This is a genomic window from Shewanella sp. MF08487 (genome assembly GCF_050848685.1).
In the GTDB taxonomy this organism is placed as follows: Bacteria; Pseudomonadota; Gammaproteobacteria; order Enterobacterales; family Shewanellaceae; genus Shewanella; species Shewanella glacialipiscicola.
The window spans coordinates 58217-75923 of record NZ_JBOZPB010000012.1 but is presented as its reverse complement, the minus strand read 5'-3'; the positions used below and the strand labels follow the sequence as shown (position 1 = coordinate 75923).

General features: G+C 43.0%; 12 protein-coding genes. 6 read left to right on the top strand and 6 right to left on the bottom strand.

Annotated features, from left to right (window positions below; translation table 11 throughout):
• Positions 1-2835 (top strand): prolyl oligopeptidase family serine peptidase, encoded by a 2835-nt coding sequence (locus ACRN9H_RS10370; RefSeq protein ID WP_432313586.1) that lies wholly within the window; start codon positions 1-3, stop codon positions 2833-2835.
• 123 nt (positions 2836-2958) lie between these two features.
• Here ACRN9H_RS10370 and ACRN9H_RS10365 read toward each other — a convergent pair whose 3' ends face one another.
• The 5 genes from ACRN9H_RS10365 to ACRN9H_RS10345 all read right to left on the bottom strand — a co-directional run bounded on the left by ACRN9H_RS10365 (position 2959) and on the right by ACRN9H_RS10345 (position 9621).
• On the bottom strand, positions 2959-3381 hold the full coding sequence (locus ACRN9H_RS10365) for a DUF3192 domain-containing protein (RefSeq protein ID WP_432313585.1): 423 nt from the start codon (positions 3379-3381) through the stop codon (positions 2959-2961).
• Between the two features lie 115 nt (positions 3382-3496).
• Complete coding sequence (gene xni / locus ACRN9H_RS10360; RefSeq protein ID WP_432313584.1) at positions 3497-4279, bottom strand: flap endonuclease Xni; 783 nt, start codon at positions 4277-4279, stop codon at positions 3497-3499.
• Positions 4280-4342: 63 nt separating this feature from the next.
• Positions 4343-5698 (bottom strand): nucleotide 5'-monophosphate nucleosidase PpnN, encoded by a 1356-nt coding sequence (ppnN, locus tag ACRN9H_RS10355; protein ID WP_432313583.1) that lies wholly within the window; start codon positions 5696-5698, stop codon positions 4343-4345.
• Between the two features lie 56 nt (positions 5699-5754).
• Positions 5755-7311, bottom strand: coding sequence for a GGDEF domain-containing protein (locus ACRN9H_RS10350; protein WP_432313582.1), 1557 nt, complete (start codon positions 7309-7311; stop codon positions 5755-5757).
• A 153-nt stretch (positions 7312-7464) separates the two neighbouring features.
• Positions 7465-9621 (bottom strand): tetratricopeptide repeat protein, encoded by a 2157-nt coding sequence (locus ACRN9H_RS10345; protein WP_432313581.1) that lies wholly within the window; start codon positions 9619-9621, stop codon positions 7465-7467.
• Between the two features lie 134 nt (positions 9622-9755).
• On the opposite strand from ACRN9H_RS10345, the gene ACRN9H_RS10340 reads away from it, so the two are divergent.
• Complete coding sequence (locus tag ACRN9H_RS10340) at positions 9756-11567, top strand: M61 family metallopeptidase (protein ID WP_432313580.1); 1812 nt, start codon at positions 9756-9758, stop codon at positions 11565-11567.
• A 171-nt stretch (positions 11568-11738) separates the two neighbouring features.
• Here the strand turns inward: ACRN9H_RS10340 and rdgC are convergent, their stop codons facing one another.
• A complete protein-coding gene (gene rdgC / locus ACRN9H_RS10335; protein ID WP_113941038.1) occupies positions 11739-12653 on the bottom strand; it encodes a recombination-associated protein RdgC in 915 nt (304 codons plus the stop codon).
• A 291-nt stretch (positions 12654-12944) separates the two neighbouring features.
• On the opposite strand from rdgC, the gene ACRN9H_RS10330 reads away from it, so the two are divergent.
• The 4 genes from ACRN9H_RS10330 (at position 12945) to ACRN9H_RS10315 (ending at position 17369) form a co-directional block, all read left to right on the top strand.
• Positions 12945-13913: a porin gene (locus tag ACRN9H_RS10330; protein WP_432313579.1), complete on the top strand. Its 969-nt coding sequence runs from the start codon at positions 12945-12947 to the stop codon at positions 13911-13913.
• Between the two features lie 186 nt (positions 13914-14099).
• Positions 14100-14789, top strand: coding sequence for a phosphate regulon transcriptional regulator PhoB (phoB, locus tag ACRN9H_RS10325; protein ID WP_432313578.1), 690 nt, complete (start codon positions 14100-14102; stop codon positions 14787-14789).
• A gap of 81 nt (positions 14790-14870) precedes the next feature.
• Positions 14871-16175, top strand: a complete 1305-nt coding sequence (gene phoR, locus ACRN9H_RS10320) for a phosphate regulon sensor histidine kinase PhoR (RefSeq protein WP_432313577.1) — start codon at positions 14871-14873, stop codon at positions 16173-16175.
• Between the two features lie 222 nt (positions 16176-16397).
• Positions 16398-17369, top strand: coding sequence for a PstS family phosphate ABC transporter substrate-binding protein (locus tag ACRN9H_RS10315; RefSeq protein ID WP_432313576.1), 972 nt, complete (start codon positions 16398-16400; stop codon positions 17367-17369).
• The last annotated feature ends 338 nt before the right edge of the window (positions 17370-17707 follow it).

Here is a 17707-nt window from a genome sequence, read left to right as displayed (position 1 = left end):
TTGAAGTTAATATCTATTACATCTGCGATGCTATTGTCTATCGGGATATTGCCGCCAGTACTAGCGGGAAATAGTACTAAGCCGCTTACCTTAACTGACATTATGCATTTTGAATCCCTCGGTAAACCGGTTATTTCAGATAAAGGACAGGTTATCGCGGTTGAGTCATCGCCTGATCGTGGCAATAGCCATGTCATTGTAAAAAATATCTTGTCGCAACTAGCCTATCAAGTTGCTGGTGGCTCAGATCCGCAAGTGAGTCATGATGGTCGTTATGTTGCTGTGGCGGTCAAACCGAGTTTACTCACGCTTGAAACGAGTGATGCTAAAGCGAAGAAAAAGCTTAAATCTGCCATGGTATTACTTGATACCCAGACGGGCACACAAACTCGCTTTGAGCGCGTGCAAGAATTTACCTTTAGTGACGAAGGTAAACATCTGGCTATTTGGTTTGAAGCCGACGAAGAGTCCAAAAAAGAAGTTGAGCCAAAAGTTGTAGAAACATTAGTCGAAGTCGGCACAGCAAGCACAGCAAAACCGGCGAAACCAAAGGTGGACAAGTTTGACCAAGGCCGTCGTTTTACTTTGCTCAGCTTAGAAAATCAAACTCAGCAAATCGATATTGAGCAGGTTACCGGTTATGTATTTGATAAAGGTAACCGCAGGCTGGCATTAGCGGTAAATGATATTGCCAATAAGCAACATCAGTTGCAGTTAGTAGATTTAAATACTAATAAAAAAACAGTTGTCTTTGACTCACCTAGCCAACAAGTTGGGGCTTTGGCATTGGCTAAAAATGGCCGTTGGCTGGCGTTTACTCAAGGTAAAGACAGTGAGTTACCCTATGGTCGCAGCTATCAGTTATCCTTAGTCGATTTATCATCGGGCAAAATCAATAAAACTCCAGAGTCGCCCGAATGGAAGCTCAATCGTTATACTCATTTAAGCTTTTCATTGGACAGCGAACGGCTGTTCTTCGGCCGTGTGCCAGAGGTGAGTCAGCAGCTGAGTTTGCAGAAAATCACCGAAGAAAAAGATTTATTTGATGCCGATATTGTCACCGCGCAGCGTGGACTTAAGGTGTGGCATGGTGATGACCCACGTATTAAACCCCATGAAATCAAGCAATATGAAGACGAGCAAAAGCGCAGCTATCTTGCGGTATTGCATTTAGGCTCCAATAACCTAGTGCAACTTGGTGATAAAACCGTGCCGGATGTGACGATTTCACAGCACAAACGTTTTATGTTAGCCAGTTCCGATTTGCCCTATCGCAAGATGGCAACTTGGGCTGGGTTTTATCAAGACTATTATCTGGTTGATATTAATACTGGCCTCAAGGTACCATTTTTGACCCAGCAGCCAAGTGATGCTGAGCCAAGCTTATCGGGTAATGGTAAGTATGTTGTCTATTATCAGCAGGGTAATGTGTATCTTTATGATATTGCACAGGCGCAACGTTCCAACTTAACCAGATCTTTAAAGGTCAGTTTTGCCGATGAAGATCACGATTATCCTTCTAGCGCGCCGGGATATGGGTTTGGTCCTTGGCTTAAGGATGACGCCGGGATATTGGTTTATGACAAATACGATGTTTGGCAATTTAATACCGAATCTAAAGCCGGTTTTACCTTAACAGAGGGCAAAGGTCGTGCTCAGAAAATCCAATATCGACTAGCGGGCTTAGTCGATAAGCCCGACGAGCCGACTGAGCTTGCCTACAACGCAACCATTTTACTTCATGGTTATAGTGATAAAACCAAAGCTGATGGGTTTTACCAAGCAAGATTGGGCGAGGCGGGCGTTAAGACACTGATGCAAGGCGAGTATAAGCTGACCGTATTAGGCCGCAGTCACGATGCTGATACGATAGTGTTTTCTAAGGAGCGTTTTGACGTATTCCCCGATTTGTATACGGCGAGTTATAGCGCGCCGCAAAATGCAGTTAAGCAGACCGATTTAGATAAGCAGCGCCAAGCGTTTAATTGGAGCCAAGCTGAGTTAGTTCACTGGACCAATGGCGATGGTAAGCCGTTAGATGGTGTGCTGATTAAGCCGACTAATTATCAAGCGGGTAAGCGCGTTCCTGTATTGGTTTATTACTATCGCTTTATGACCGATAGACTGCATGCGTTTCCGCAAATGAACATCAACCACCGACCTAATTTTGCTTGGTATATCAATAATGGCTATGCGGTGTTCCTACCTGATATCCGTTTTGAGATTGGCTACCCTGGGGCAAGTTCAGTACAGGCGCTGACATCTGGCGTGCAAAAACTCATTGATATGGGCGTTGCCGATCCCGATGCCATTGGCCTGCAAGGTCATTCTTGGAGTGGTTACCAAACAGCGTTTGCCATTACCCAAACTAAGATGTTTAAGGCGGCAGTAGCCGGTGCTCCAGTATCGAACATGACCAGCGCTTACAGCGGTATTCGCCATGGGACGGGAGTGGCGCGTCAGTTCCAGTACGAAACGGGCCAGAGTCGTATTGGTGCCAGTTTGTTTGCTGCACTGCAGAAATACATTGAAAACTCACCGGTATTTTACGCTGACCGTATTCAAACGCCTTTAATGATTATGTTTGGTGATAAAGACGATGCAGTGCCTTGGGAACAAGGTGTTGAAATGTACTTAGCCATGCGCCGCGCGGGTAAAGATGTGGTGTTCTTACAATACGAGGACGAGCCACATCATTTGAAAAAATACCCTAATAAGCTCGATTACAGCATTCGTATGATGCAGTATTTTGACCATTATCTGAAGGGGACACCTGCGCCCGCATGGCTCAGTAAAGGTGAAGCTTACGTCGAGTACAAACCCGATGATGAATAAGCCGCCCGCTGACATTTACCGAGTTTATAAGTGAGTTGCTATATCGCTACTAAGTGACTTCTCGATTGTGAATACAAAAACGCCACCTATTCGGTGGTGTTTTTATGTTTTTGTTCGCTGTGTTTATTCGTTAGTCAAGATGTTGTTGGGTGAGCTGATCGTCGTGTCTGTGCCCACATCAAAATATTGCTTATAGGTATCTTGGCCCCAAGCGATTAATTTATCATTTTCAAAAATGAGTGGCGTGCATTCTTCTTTTGTCGTCACTCCATCTGATTTGCCATGATGGGTGCGATAAAACATTACCTGTAACTTAGTTTCTTTTAGTGCTTTTGCCTCGGAAAAGTCGGCTTTACCCAGCAAATTTTTTACTGAGATAATATCTTGCCCTAGAGTTAAATCGCTCATTTTTTGGCTGTTGTATACCTGTCTATCTTCCCAATTCATATCATCGGGTGTCGGCTCATAAACCAGTACAACTACAGCAACAAAGGCAACATAAGCGGCAAAAATACTACCGATAATGATCGATATTTTTGATTTCATTTTATCGTTATTTCCTTATCTCATTCGATGAGTGATTTAAGCTCGTCCATAAAATACGTTGTTACTGTTCTTAGGTAAATGCATTTGTTGTAACTGAGTTAACAGAAGTCTAGTCTTAATTGCTGGGGTTTTCAGGCGGGGAATAAATAACACGAAAGTCTTTTAAATTAATATTAAGCGGTAAGTCCGTTTGTAGTTGCGCTAACTTATAGCTCAGTCTAGCCATCTCTTTTCCTTCGGCGAGTTTTTTCGCCTGCTTAGCGCCTAAGTTTGATAATGATGAAAACAACGTGGGTAGAGTTCTGAAGGTTTTCAATAATTCGGCTGCAGATTTAGGGCCAATACCGGCAATCCCAGGGATTTTATTACCACTATCACCTGCGAGCGCCATTAAATCTAGAAACTGACTACGTTCGACACCAAACTTGTGCTCAAGCGCGGCGATATCAAGGTATTGCTGATTAAAATGATCCCACTGAGTGATATGGCGATGGTTGAGTTGGCTAAAACCTTTATCGGTGGACACAATAATCGCTTCACCTTGGGCTTTAGCCATTTTTATTGCCAGTGTTGCAATCACATCATCAACTTCTGCAGCGGCGTAAATTGAGCCTATATTTAACGCACTTAAGTGCGCTTGCAGCGCCGCCAAACCCATTGCCAACGGTTCAGGCATAGGTTTTCGGCCTTTCTTATAATCGGGGTAAAGTTGTTTGCGCCAGGAGATTTCATCACCATCCCACACCATAGCCACATGCGTTGGGCGATGGACTCGCAGCAGTTTAGAGCACGCCAGACTTACGCGCTCCGTCAAACTTTGCATATCAGTGTCATCTGGGATCGCCGCATAGATGCGGCGAACCAAGTTGAGAGCATCGATGATTAAAAACTTGTTCATGGTGATGTGCTTATTTCACTCGCGACTTTATTTTATTGTTTATTCAATGGTGTATTTTACGGCTTATTTGACTATCTGGTAACAAGGAACATAGGCACTGCCGGGAAGTTTCATTCTTTGTTGTTGTACAAATGCACTCAAGAGTTTATCCATCATGTCCATGAGTTTCGGATCGCCTTTCAATTGGAAAGGGCCATCGCGCTCAATCTGTTTGATAGTGTCCGATTTAACGTTACCCGCCACTATACCCGAAAACGCTTTACGAAGATTGGCTGCAAGTTTTGCTTTATCAGTTTGAAAGTGTAAGTCTAAATTTGCCATCACTTGATGACTTGGGATGAAAGGCAATTGAAATTCTGCCTCAATTTTTAATGCCCACTGATATTGATAAGCATCGCCGGTTGAGCGGCGATAAGCTTTGACTTGCTCCATGCCTTTTTTCATCATACGCGCCACTTCAGTGGGATTGTCTATAATGATTTGGTACTTCTTCTGCGCCTCAGACCCTAAGATTGAGCCGATAAACTCATCAATTTTAATGAAGTAATCAGCACTTTCTAAGGGTCCGGTGAGTATCAGCGGATACGGAGTGTCTTGATTATCTTCATTTAGTAAAATACCCAATATATAGAGCAATTCTTCAGCCGTGCCAGCGCCACCGGGGAAAATAATAATACCGTGGCCTAAGCGTACAAAAGCTTCTAGGCGTTTTTCTATATCGGGTAAAATCACCAGTTCATTGACGATTTGATTGGGTGGCTCAGCGGCAATGATACTTGGTTCAGTCAAACCTATATAACGCGCATTTTTAATCCGTTGCTTAGCATGGCCGATTGCCGCACCTTTCATTGGGCCCTCCATCGCACCGGGGCCGCAGCCGGTACAAATGTCGAGTTCCCTTAAACCAAGCTGATAACCTACTTCACGGGTGTATTGATATTCGATGGCATTAATACTGTGTCCGCCCCAACAGACGACCACATTGGGATCTTTCATGGGGGCAATGGCACGTGCGTTTCGCAGAATATCGAAAACTACATTAGTAATGTGGTGAGCATTGGTTAGGTTGATGTGCTCTAGTGCGCTATATCTATCGCTAATATAAAGGATGTCGCGTAAGACAGAGAAAAGATGCTCTTGAATGCCGGTGATAATTTGGCCATCAACAAAGGCTTGTTCGGGGGGATTAACTAGCTCTAATTTAACACCGCGTTCTCTTTGTAATACATGGATGTCGAAATCGTGATATTGCTCAAACAGGGCTTTAGAGTTATCTGTTTTTAAACCAGCGGCAAGTACCGCTAATGAGCAGCTGCGATATAGCTGGTATAACGGGCTTTGGGCACTTTTTTTGAGTCGATCTACTTCCAGTTGTGAAAGCTGATCCATACTGCCTTTAGGGCTGACTTTTACTATCATTTACCACTCCTTCGTGTTGACAGGAGTGATAAGGGAAAACGTATAGTGAGGCTTAATTATACGTCAATCACAACCCTGTCTCTGCTTTCGTGTTTTGCTTTATAGAGCGCTGCATCGGCACGTTCGAAGGTCTCATGTATAAGCTCGCTTCCTATCACTTGTGCAGCACCTATAGACACTGTAACCGTAATTCTCTGATTCTTAAATTTAAATGGTATATTTTTTACTTTTTCACGCACTCTGTTTAAAAGTTGAGCAATATCAGCTGGAGCGACATCAGGCAAGAGCAGTACAAACTCTTCACCGCCATAACGAGCCACAAACTCAGTGTTACGTAGTGAGTTTTTTAATGCCATTGCAATGACCTGCAGGGTTTTATCACCTGTGCTATGACCAAAGCTGTCATTAATGGCTTTAAAATGATCTATATCAGCAATCGCTACCCATAACGGTGTTTTATGGCGCTGATAGTTACGATATTCCATATCCATGCGTTCTTCTAAGGCAGCACGGTTAGGCAATTGAGTTAAGCTATCGAGCAAATTAAGTTTCTGTTGTTCGAATAAACGCTCTTTATAGGTGTTTGCCTCATAACTTAATTCATTGAGCTCTTTACGCATGGTCTCCATTGATTTAAGTAACAGTGCTTGATCTCTTTGTTCTAAGGCTTCTTTACGGGACAATGTTGAACGGATAGAAACCAACTGAGTTGTCAGCTGGGCTTTCAGTGCAACGATATCGTTAGACTCAATAATGAATTCACCGACGTTATCGACGTAGGTGTTAATCTCCCGATTAAGTTGTGTTTTGAGTTGGAAGCTACGTTGATTGCGATTGTAGGATTCACTGACCACTTCACGTACTGCCGCTAACGCATCATTGAGTGCAAATAAAAACTCTTGTGATGCTGACTTTTCACGGGCAATGTTATCGAGTAACAAAGCTAAAATGGTGTGGTATGCATCGAGTAAAGTATCAATTTCAATTTCAGAGGCAAGTATTTCTTTAATCACTAATACTTGTTCACGCTGATCTTTGCGAAACTCTATTTCTGAAATCATTTGTGCTAGCTCATGGGCTAGCTGCCGGTGTTTTGGCTGCACATCAAGTTGTTCAGACTCACCAAATTGTTGTTGTAATATCGTTTCGTAGAAACCAATAATCTGTTTAACTTTAGGAATATATTCCCACAGTGTATGAAAAGGCTTATCTAGATCTTGCTTGAAATATTTGATTTCTTTTTTGAGCTGTTCGGGGGCCGAATTAACGCGTTGAAGCTGACGGATAACACGAGCCAAACATGACCGACTCTCTTCGAGTTGTATCATGGCATGATAATATTGGCCTTTTAGCAGACGTTCGACATCCACTAATTCAGGTAACGCCTCATCGACTCGTTCAAACGTATTTAAGTTATGACGAAGTTTGGCAAGTTTATTATCCAGCTCAAGATTTTGCCCTTTGCAGGCGAGACTTAAGTGACCAATAAATTGCAGTAGTATTTGTAACTTTGCCTGTCTATCTTCATTCACTTCATCAAGGGCAAGTTTTGCCGAATGAAGTTTCTGTTGCAGCAAAGCAAGTTGTGAAACCGTAGCGCCTGAATCCTTCATCCTGAGTATTGTCCTAACTCTATAAGGCTAAAAAACATGACGATCCTTTGTCTTGAGATTAGCGGTTAACTCATATGCTACTAATGTTATAACACGAGGCGTAGAGTGCAAATGCGATTTAACGATGACTCTGTGATTAATTACTGATATTGATCAAATATTTTCCAGTAATTGTCGGTTTTGGTTGTTTTCCCAGCAAGGCCAGCGAATATCCTCTTTAGTCCCGTTGGTTTCTAATCTTATTAAGCCCCGTTCGATACCTTTTTCAAGGTGTAAAAATAGCGGATTTGCAAATAAGCTCAAAGGTACAAAGTCGAGCGCTCTGAAGGCGACATAATAGTCATTATCTCCTTCTAAACTGCAAGCACATGCGAGAGCCATTTGTACCGCTTCAAATTTTAGCTTAGCCGCCATTTTGATTTCTGATTTGGCCAAAAAGGGTAAATGTGCAAAACCTAGGCGCAAAGGTTGCTTTATTTGCTGTTGATCAAGTGTATGCCGTATTTGCTCAATAACTTGCATGGGCTCTATCGCTTGCTTGAACCTAATGGCAAATACGCCTTGGCGAATTACATAAACCGGAGTATCTAATGCTTCAGCTAATAGTTTGGTAAATTGTACGGTCACGGTATTGCTAAAGTATTGACCATAGTCTAAATCGGTCGTGAGCAGTGTGGGAAAAGCAATTAATCCTAATGCTGCAGTGGGTTCTTGATGATGGCTCAAATGGGCCAATAACGCCGTATAGCCTAAATGATGCGTAAAAGGGTCTTGCAAAGTTAATTGAGTTAACGCTGTGTTTTCAGCCGTAATCTTGCGTCTATGATGTAGTGCAAAGCCAATGAAGACCAATAAAATACCAATGACAATACTACTTATTAGCAGTAACATCTTGATGTTACTGCTTTCTTTTTCTGCCAGCGTCAGCTTTCCTTGCAGCATGTTGAGCTCTAGTTTGAGTTGCTGCTCTGCAAGGGCTGAGGCCGGTGCGGGAGTGTCTTTATCTGCTTCATCGACTGTTTTACCTAACTCAATAATACGGTTTTGGGCGTCGATAGTTTGCGTTAACTCACCCAGCTTTTGAGCTGCGAAGGCGATAAGCGTCAATGCAGACTTTTGTTCATCGATGAGTTTTATATCGACGGCTAAGGTTAATGCGGCCTTCGCATGGTTCATCATCAGTGGCCAATCTTGATTGTTTTGCGCGATTTCGCCAATGAGCAGTTCGTTATAAACCAGATAGTGATAACTTTGTTTTTCTTTGAATATTTGGTTAGACATCAGTAAATATTTAAGGGCGTTAACATTGTCATTAATATTTGAGTAAGCTTGCCCTAAATTATGGAAGTTGAGCCCTTGAGCGATATAGTTACCGCGTTTGGCATCTAATTGCTGAGCATTAAGGTAATAATCGATCGCTTTATTCCAATCTCCTTGCTTACCATAGACTATAGCGATGACGGTCATACAGCTTGAAAGATAAGTATCATTACCCATTTTTTTAAAGCCTGCTGCGGCTTCGTGGGCATTTTTAAGAGCTTCATCCCACTGCTCTAAATCGCGATATACCTTTGATAGCTGCAGTTGAAGATGGGTTTTCATCAACGGATAGTTAGCGCTGTTTGAAATACGAACCGCCTCACTATAATGCTGCAATGATTTAGTCAGTTGCTGATTAAAATGGTAATAAAACCCAAGCCTTGCTTCAGCCGCAGCGATTAAGTAATCGTTTCTGAGCTTGTAAGCAATGTCGCGGTAAGTATGAAAATGCATCAAGGCGGGCACTTCTTGGCGGATTAATAAATGTAATGCACCTAAGTGTTCGTAAATATTATGTTTTAAAATTAGTGTATTAACGTCATAACTGTCGTTAATACGGGTCAGAGCTTGGTTGTACTGACCGATTGCTTCTTGATATTTTTGTTCCGCACGGCCAAGGTAGCGACCATATAACATTGCCACGGCAGCTTGCTCATAGGGTGATTGTGCTGCTTTTGTTAGCAATTCAATGATATTTTTGGCGTCTTTTATACCGCCGTTGGTTTTGACGTTATGCTCCATATTTAGTCGAGCAAGCAAATACAATATATGCTCAAAATCGGCAGTACTATAGCCTTGTTCTTTGGCTACACGTTCAAATTGCTCACGGTTTTGAAAAATAATGGGAAAGGAAATCGATTGGCTCAGCACGTTATACATTTGCTGTGGTGTTTCCCTTAACTCAACTTCATCAGCTTCGAAATCTCTGCTTTGTACGCTAAATGAAAGCGACAGTAATAAAGTCAATAAAATAACCGTGAGTTTTTGCATTTGAGCCGTAGTTCCTCATTCCTCAAGTCAAGGAGCTTATTTTGTTAGCTTTTGTTAGCGCCTAATGAGGATGCTACATCGACTTGTTATACTTGGGAAAATTATAAGAAGCATAATAACAGAAGGAAGCAAGAGTGGAAGCTAGCAGATTATCTATATTGGTATTAAGTGCGTTATTTTCAGGCCAAGTCTTGGCCGATGTGAAATATCAAATCGAGCTCGTTAAACCCGAGCATCATATTGCCCAAGTGAGTGTCACTTTTCCTGAGGTGAATACCACCGATTTTACGGTGAATCTGCCAGTGTGGCGGACGGGCAAATATCAAGTATTGCCTTTGGCCGATGGTGTGCGTTTATTTAGCGCTAAAGACAGCCAAGGCGATGAACTGCCTTGGAGACGCACGGCAAGTGGAGAGTGGCTAGTTGCGCTCAAGCAGCCAACCCGCGTGACCATTAGTTATCAATTGTATGCCAATGAATTAGGCCAAAGAGTGCGCCATATAGATGCGAGCCACGCTTTTTTAGATGCCAGCGGCGTATTTATGTATAGCCCGCAATTTCGCGCGGAGCCCATTTCCGTTCAATTAAATGTGCCTGAAACTTGGCAAAGTTACTCTGGGATGTCATCGGGTAAGGCCGCTCATTCCTTTATTGCCCCTAATTATGATGTGTTGATCGACTCCCCGATTGAAACTGGTGTGAGTACCCATAAACAATTTAGTGCTAATGGTAAAAACTATGAATTGGTGTTTTGGGGGGAGGGGAATTATGACGTCGAAAAAATCGTTAAGGATTTAACCGCCTTAAGCGGTCAAGCCAAGGTGATTTGGGATGATTATCCTTTTGATCGTTACATGTATATGGTGCATGCAACGAGTGGCGCCAGTGGCGCGACAGAACATATAAACTCTACTGTTATCCAATTACCGCGTTTTAGTTTCCGTGAGCGCAAAGATTACCTGCGCTTTATCGGTACAGCATCCCATGAGTTTATTCATACTTGGAACGTGAAAGCGTATCGCCCTGCGGGGCTCGTGCCTTACGATTATCAGCATGAAAATATGACCGAATTATTGTGGATGGCTGAGGGCTCCACTAGCTATTTCCAAGGCCAGCTACTGCTACGTGCAGGGGTGATGACGCCTAAAGAGTTCCTCGAAGACTTAGCTATACGTGTTGAAAAAAACCAACTCAATCCAGGGCGCGAAACTCAATCTGTAGCCGAGGCAAGTGCTGGAGAGTGGAGTCGCACGGGCGGCGATTATGCCATTAACCACAGTGTGAATATCTATTCTGAGGGTTACTTAACTTCTTTAGCGTTAGATTTCTCGCTGCTACAAGATACAACACTTAAGTATTCATACCGCGATGTGCATCGCCGTTTATATCAAGAACACCGTGTGCCAAAGGGCTATGGTGTTAGCGATGTGCAGCATATCCTCAAGGATTTATCCGGCAAAGATTATGCGCCTTGGTGGCAGGCACACGTAAATAGCCCAATGAGTTTAGATTTCCCGGCGCTGTTATCGCAGGCAGGATTAGTGATGTCCTATGACAAAGATTCAAAAGCTGAAGCCTTTGCGGGCATGACCTTGAGCAGTTCCCATGGCTCTTTAGTGTTAGACCAAGTGTTGCGTAATGGTCCTGCTTGGCAAGCGGGTATAGTTGCGGGGGATGAAGTATTAGCCATTAATGGTCTCAAGGTGACTGCTGCGGGTTTTGATAAGCGCATCAAGGACTTTAAGGTTGGCGATAGTGTAGAGGTGACATTATTTAGCAACGATAAAATCAAGCAAGTACAGCTCATCTTTGGCGAGCAACAAAGCGGTAAGCTAGTGCTCAAGGGGGATGCAAAAGCGACTAAACAGCAAAAAGCTTTCTTCAAGACTTGGTTAGGCATTGATTGGCCGTTTGACAATAAAGGCGAGTTAGCGACTAAAGCTTAATGTGGTTAGGGCTTCATATTTAGTATCTAAATGCCTTTGTCTTAAAGCCACCTAAAGTGAAATCGTCATAAAAAAGGCACAACCATTATTTTGATGGAGGCGCCTTTTCTTATCTTGTACGACTCAGTCTAACAAGCGAGTTGCAGATCTCGTCTGCTTAACGAGTTTTGCTTAAACTTGTGCGTCTTCGAGTCCACCAAGGGCGGCCACGAGTGCATGCATCAAGGCGACTAATTCGCTGCCCATTAGGGCAAAGTCTGCATCTAAACGGGCCATAGGATCGTCAGTGCCGACTTCATCGTTCCCAGCTCTAAATTCTTCAGAGAATTTAAGGCGTTTCACGCTGGCATCCGATTGCAATAATAGTGCAATCGATTGGCCGAAATGCAGCGCTAACTTGTGTACTTGCTTACCCGTTGCTAAGTGAGCTAACACTTCGTCTTCTTTCAAATCCTGCTGCTTAAAGCGTACAATTCCGCCTTCATCAGCTTCAGATTTGAGCTCGGCTTCGTCTTGCATTTCAAAGGGTAATGGCGCGCTGCCAAGTTTTAACCATTCAGTTAAATTGGATTCGACTGGCGCTTTAAAACTCAGTGGGATCACAGGTAAACTGCCGAGAGCTTTACGTAATAACGCTAATAACTCTTCGGCCTTAGTGGCACTTGAACTATCAACGAGGATCATTTCTAGCTCAGGCAAAATCAAGGCGTGGGTTTGGCTTCGGCGCGAAAAAGCGCGTGGCAGCAGGCTAGTGATGATTTCATCTTTTAGCGCATCTTTTTCTTTTTTCGCCAGTTTACGATTTTCTTCATCTTCAATAAGAGCTACTTTTTCTTCTAAGGCTTCTTTGATGACTTGGCCTGGCAGAATTTTCTCTTCTTTAGTCACGCAGATCAGATGGCGATTGTCTGCGCTATGGACCAAAGAACTGCCTTTTTTGCCTAACGCATTTGAGAAACCAAATTTACTGACATCTTGGCTTGAGCAGGGGGAGAACGTGAAATCGGCCAACGCAGTTTCTAGCGCTTCGGTTTCGACGGCAAAAGGTTTATTGAAACGATAAAGAGTAAGATTTTTAAACCACATAAGAGGCGCTCATTGAAAATTAAAGTGGCAGTTTACGGCATAGTTTGGGCGGGGTAAACCTGTGTTCAATAGCTGATTTTTAACTGAAGATCAGAATTCATTAAACTGTAACATAATAATTAGCTTAGCTGCAGCCTGCATTTTCACTGGGTTTTGTGCCTGGCTTCGCGTCAGCTTTTTTGCGCGCCAACGTTAATGGTCACAATTGAAATAAAATTGAAACACATTCATTGCACACTTTCGGTCGTTCCAAACCAATAACCAAGACGAACATAACGTCGAAAGGATTAAATGATGAACGTTTTTTGTAAAACTCTACTTGCTTCTGCGCTAGCTTCTGCAACTCTGGCTTCAGCTAATGCCGCTGAGCCACTGACTGTTTATGGTAAGTTGAATGTCACTGCTCAATCAAATGATGAGAAAGGTGATGCTACAACAACTATTCAAAGTAATGCTTCTCGTTTTGGTGTGAAGGGTGATTTTGCGCTATCTAGCTCGCTGGAAGCCTTCTACACAGTGGAATATCAAGTTGATACAGGTGCAGCATCAAGCGATAACTTTACTGCACGTAACCAATTTGTTGGTTTGAAAGGCGCATTTGGTTCGTTCTCTGTGGGTCGTAATGATACCTTGTTGAAAATTTCTCAAGGTGATGTTGATCAGTTTAACGACCTTTCAGGTGACTTAGGTAAGCTGTTCAAGGGTGAAGTTCGCGCTGCTCAAACGGCAACTTACCTTACGCCTTCCTTTGGTGATTTTGTATTCGGTGTTACCTATGTTGCCGAAGGAAATGATGTAAAAGGTCAATTTGCTCAAGATGGTTTTAGCTTAGCGGCCATGTATGGTGATGCGAAACTGAAGAAAACACCCGTTTATGCATCTCTTGCCTATGACTCAGATGTGTCTGGATATGAGATTGTTCGTGCCAGCTTACAAGCTAAGTTAGCCGGTATTAAACTGGGTGGTATGTACCAGCAACAAGAGCAAACCTATAAATATGATTCTGCAACGTCGATGCCAGTTGAAGTCACTGCAGAAAGTGCTAACGGCTATCTATTAAGCGCTGCCTATGATATCGATGCTGTTACTTTAAAAGCTCAGTTCCAAGACATGGAAGACCTTGGTGATTCATGGTCGGTAGGTGCAGACTACAGCTTAGGTAAGCCAACTAAACTATTCGCTTTCTACACGAACCGTTCGTTAGAAGCGTCTACAGATGATGACAAATACATTGGTGTTGGCTTAGAACACAAATTCTAAATCCAGCATTAAAACTCAATTAAGGAGGCATATAGCCTCCTTTTTTATTGCTATAAACAAACAGTTATATAAACTTATTATTACAAATATTACTACTATATGGCTCAAGCGGCGTGCTTATTCATAAATCTGTAATAAAAATGACTAATAATAGCTGTGTTGACATTCACTGACAGAAAATCACTTATGACTGCAAGGATATTGATAGTAGAAGACGAGTTAGCCATCCGCGAGATGCTGACTTTTGTAATGGAACAGCATGGGTTTACAACCTCTGCGGCGGAAGATTTTGATTCGGCCATTGCGCTGCTAAAGGAGCCTTACCCCGATCTGATTTTATTGGATTGGATGTTTCCTGGCGGAAGTGGTATTCAATTGGCGAAACGCTTAAAGCAAGATGAGTTTACGCGCCAAATTCCGATCATTATGTTAACCGCCCGCGGTGAAGAGGAAGATAAAGTCAAAGGCCTCGAAGTTGGCGCCGATGATTACATCACTAAACCTTTTTCCCCTAAAGAGCTGGTCGCACGTATTAAGGCCGTATTGCGTCGCAGTGCGCCGACTCGTTTAGAGGACACTATCGATGTGCAGGGATTGATGCTTGATCCTGTGAGCCACAGGGTGAGTGTGGGTGAGGTGGTATTAGATATGGGCCCAACCGAATTTCGTTTATTACACTTTTTTATGACCCATCCTGAACGTGTCTACAGCCGCGAACAATTGCTCGATAATGTATGGGGCACTAACGTGTATGTTGAAGACAGAACCGTGGATGTGCATATTAGGCGGCTGCGCAAAGCAGTTGAAGAATACGGACATGACCGCTTGATCCAGACAGTTCGTGGTGCTGGTTATCGTTTTTCTACGCGCATCTAGTACCGAATAAGTGATTGGTACAAGTTAGTTTTTACGCTATCTTGTGCTCCTCTTATTTAGATAAGATGTTTGGGTTTATTTATGTCTAACGCTTATTCTGGGTACCGGTTGTTTACGCGCTTAGCCGTGTTCTTACTGCTTTGTGCATTTATCGGTTTATTGATAGGTAAGCCCCTCTGGATGCTTATTATCGGCATGCTAGGATTAATTATCTGGCATTATCGGCAGCTATCCCGGCTTAACTTTTGGTTATGGCAAGATAGAAAACTCACACCGCCGCAGGGCAGTGGGAGCTGGGAAGGGGTGTTTAACGGCATTTATCGGCTTCAAGGGAAAAATCGTCGACGAGTTGGTCAACTCGCCACATTACTGGCGCGATTTCGCCAAGGTGCAGAAGCCCTGCCCGATGCCGCTGTGGTGCTTGATTCAGAGCATAATATCTTATGGTGCAATAAGTTAGCGCAACTCATTCTCGGTTTTGTGTGGCCACAGGATAATGGTCAGCGCATTGATAACTTGATCCGTCATCCTGACTTTTCCGCTTATATTAAAACTGCACAATACCAAGAGCCACTGGAGTTGCCCTCTCCTGTGTCTGAAAGACGATTACTCGAAATTCGTATTATGGCTTATGGCGATAGGCAATTACTTCTCATTGCTCGGGATATTACCCGCATACGTCAGCTTGAAGGCATGCGTAAAGAGTTTGTCGCCAATGTGTCACATGAGCTAAAAACGCCGCTGACTGTGCTGCAGGGTTACCTTGAAATGATGCAGAGCATGGAAGAGGCCGATTCACTGAATATTAAGCCGTTGATATTAATGCAGCAGCAGACAAAGCGTATGCAATCAATGGTTGAACAGCTTTTAGTACTATCGCGGATTGAAGATGCGGCGGATATTAATCTTGAAAATACGGTTAATATGAATCAGTTAATCGAGGTGCTTAAGGAGGAAGCAAAAGCATTGGCACAAGACAGATACGAGCTAAGTTTCTATTGTGAGCCGGGTCTTAATCCCCACGGGAATGAATTACAACTGAGAAGTGCTTGTTCTAATTTGATTTCTAATGCCATTCGTTACACTGAACCCGGCGGTAAAATCACCGTGCAGTGGCGCAGTGTTGCAACCGGAGGGCTCTTTAGTGTCACCGATACCGGTGAAGGTATCGCCGCCCAGCACACAGGACGATTAACTGAGCGCTTTTATCGGGTAGACAGTGCACGCTCAAGGCAAACGGGTGGTAGTGGTTTAGGGCTTTCGATAGTTAAACATGCGCTGAGTCATCATCATAGTGAACTCAATATCCAGAGTGAGGTAGGTAAGGGCAGCATTTTTAGTTTTGTGATCCCGCAGCATCTTATCGAACGTAAAAAAATAAAATAGCTGATTTGGTATTATCAATATTTGCTATAAAAACAGGCGATTAGAGCCTGTTTTTTCGTTTTCAGACATTATGTTCAATAAATGACAACAAAAAGCGAAAAAGATTACATTGTCATCTAAGTGTCACATCACAGACATAGAATTGTCATTGTAGCGATTGATACTGGCTGCGTCTGAAGAAACTTAAGTTACAAATTAGTTAGCTTATTACTGGAGCACATAATGAAACTGAAAAAACTTGTCGGCGCAATGGCCTTTACAGCCGCGGGTGTATTCTCTGCCACTGCGATGGCATCGGTAGATGCATCTTTGCCAACTTATGAAAAAGCCAGTGGTGTGTCAGGCAATTTATCATCGGTAGGCTCAGATACCTTAGCCAACATGATGACACTGTGGGCTGAAGAGTTTAAGCATATTTATCCTAACGTGAATATTCAAATTCAGGCGGCGGGTTCTTCCACTGCGCCACCGGCATTAACTGAAGGCACCTCACAATTTGGCCCAATGAGCCGTAAGATGAAGCCTAATGAAATAGAAGCGTTTGAAAAGCATTACGGCTATAAGCCTACTGCTATTCGTGTTGCTATCGATGCTTTAGCTGTTTTCGTACACAAAGACAATCCAATAAAAGGATTAAGCCTTGAGCAAGTTGATGGTATTTTTTCATCTACGCACAAGTGTGGTAGCAGCGATATCCAACGTTGGGGTGATTTAGGCTTAGACGGTAACTGGTCTGCGAAAGACGTTCAACTTTACGGTCGTAACTCAGTATCGGGCACTTACGGTTACTTTAAAGAGCACGCGCTTTGTAAAGGTGACTTTAAAGCTAACGTAAATGAGCAACCGGGTTCAGCCTCTGTGGTGCAATCAGTATCTCAATCTTTGAATGCCATTGGTTACTCTGGAATTGGTTATAAAACGGCCGGTGTTAAAGCGGTTGCGATTGCTAAAAAAGGTAACGAGTTTATTGAAGCAACGGCTGAAAATGCGGCTAACGGTACTTATCCGCTATCACGTTACTTATATGTTTACGTGAACAAGCAACCAAACAAAGACTTAGCACCAATGGAAAAAGAATTCCTACGTTATGTTTTGTCTAAGCAAGGTCAGCAAGTGGTTGAGAAAGATGGCTATGTGACCGTGCCTAAGAGCGTCGTTGCCAAAGATTTAGAACAAGTCGGTATCAGTTTGTAAACTAAAGCGCCTGATAATTAAGGATCTCCTCGGAGATCCTTTTTTGTTTTAGTGATAAGTAACCTTAACTCGGGATAAGCTCTGTGTCTCTACAGGTTATTTTCCCCTTTATCTACGTTAACTTTGCTACTAACTAATAGCCTGCTATTAGGCACGCAAACTTGCCTTGATAACGGAAAAACAACCTCTTTAGAGTTAATTTTGTGGATAAGGTAATAAGATTAATCAGTTACCACTGCCACTATCCCGAGTTCAGGTTAAGTAAAATATTTTATCTAAGTTAAGCGTGCTGGCATTTTAGTTTTTTTACCGCGACTAAGCTTCGATCATTAAACAGC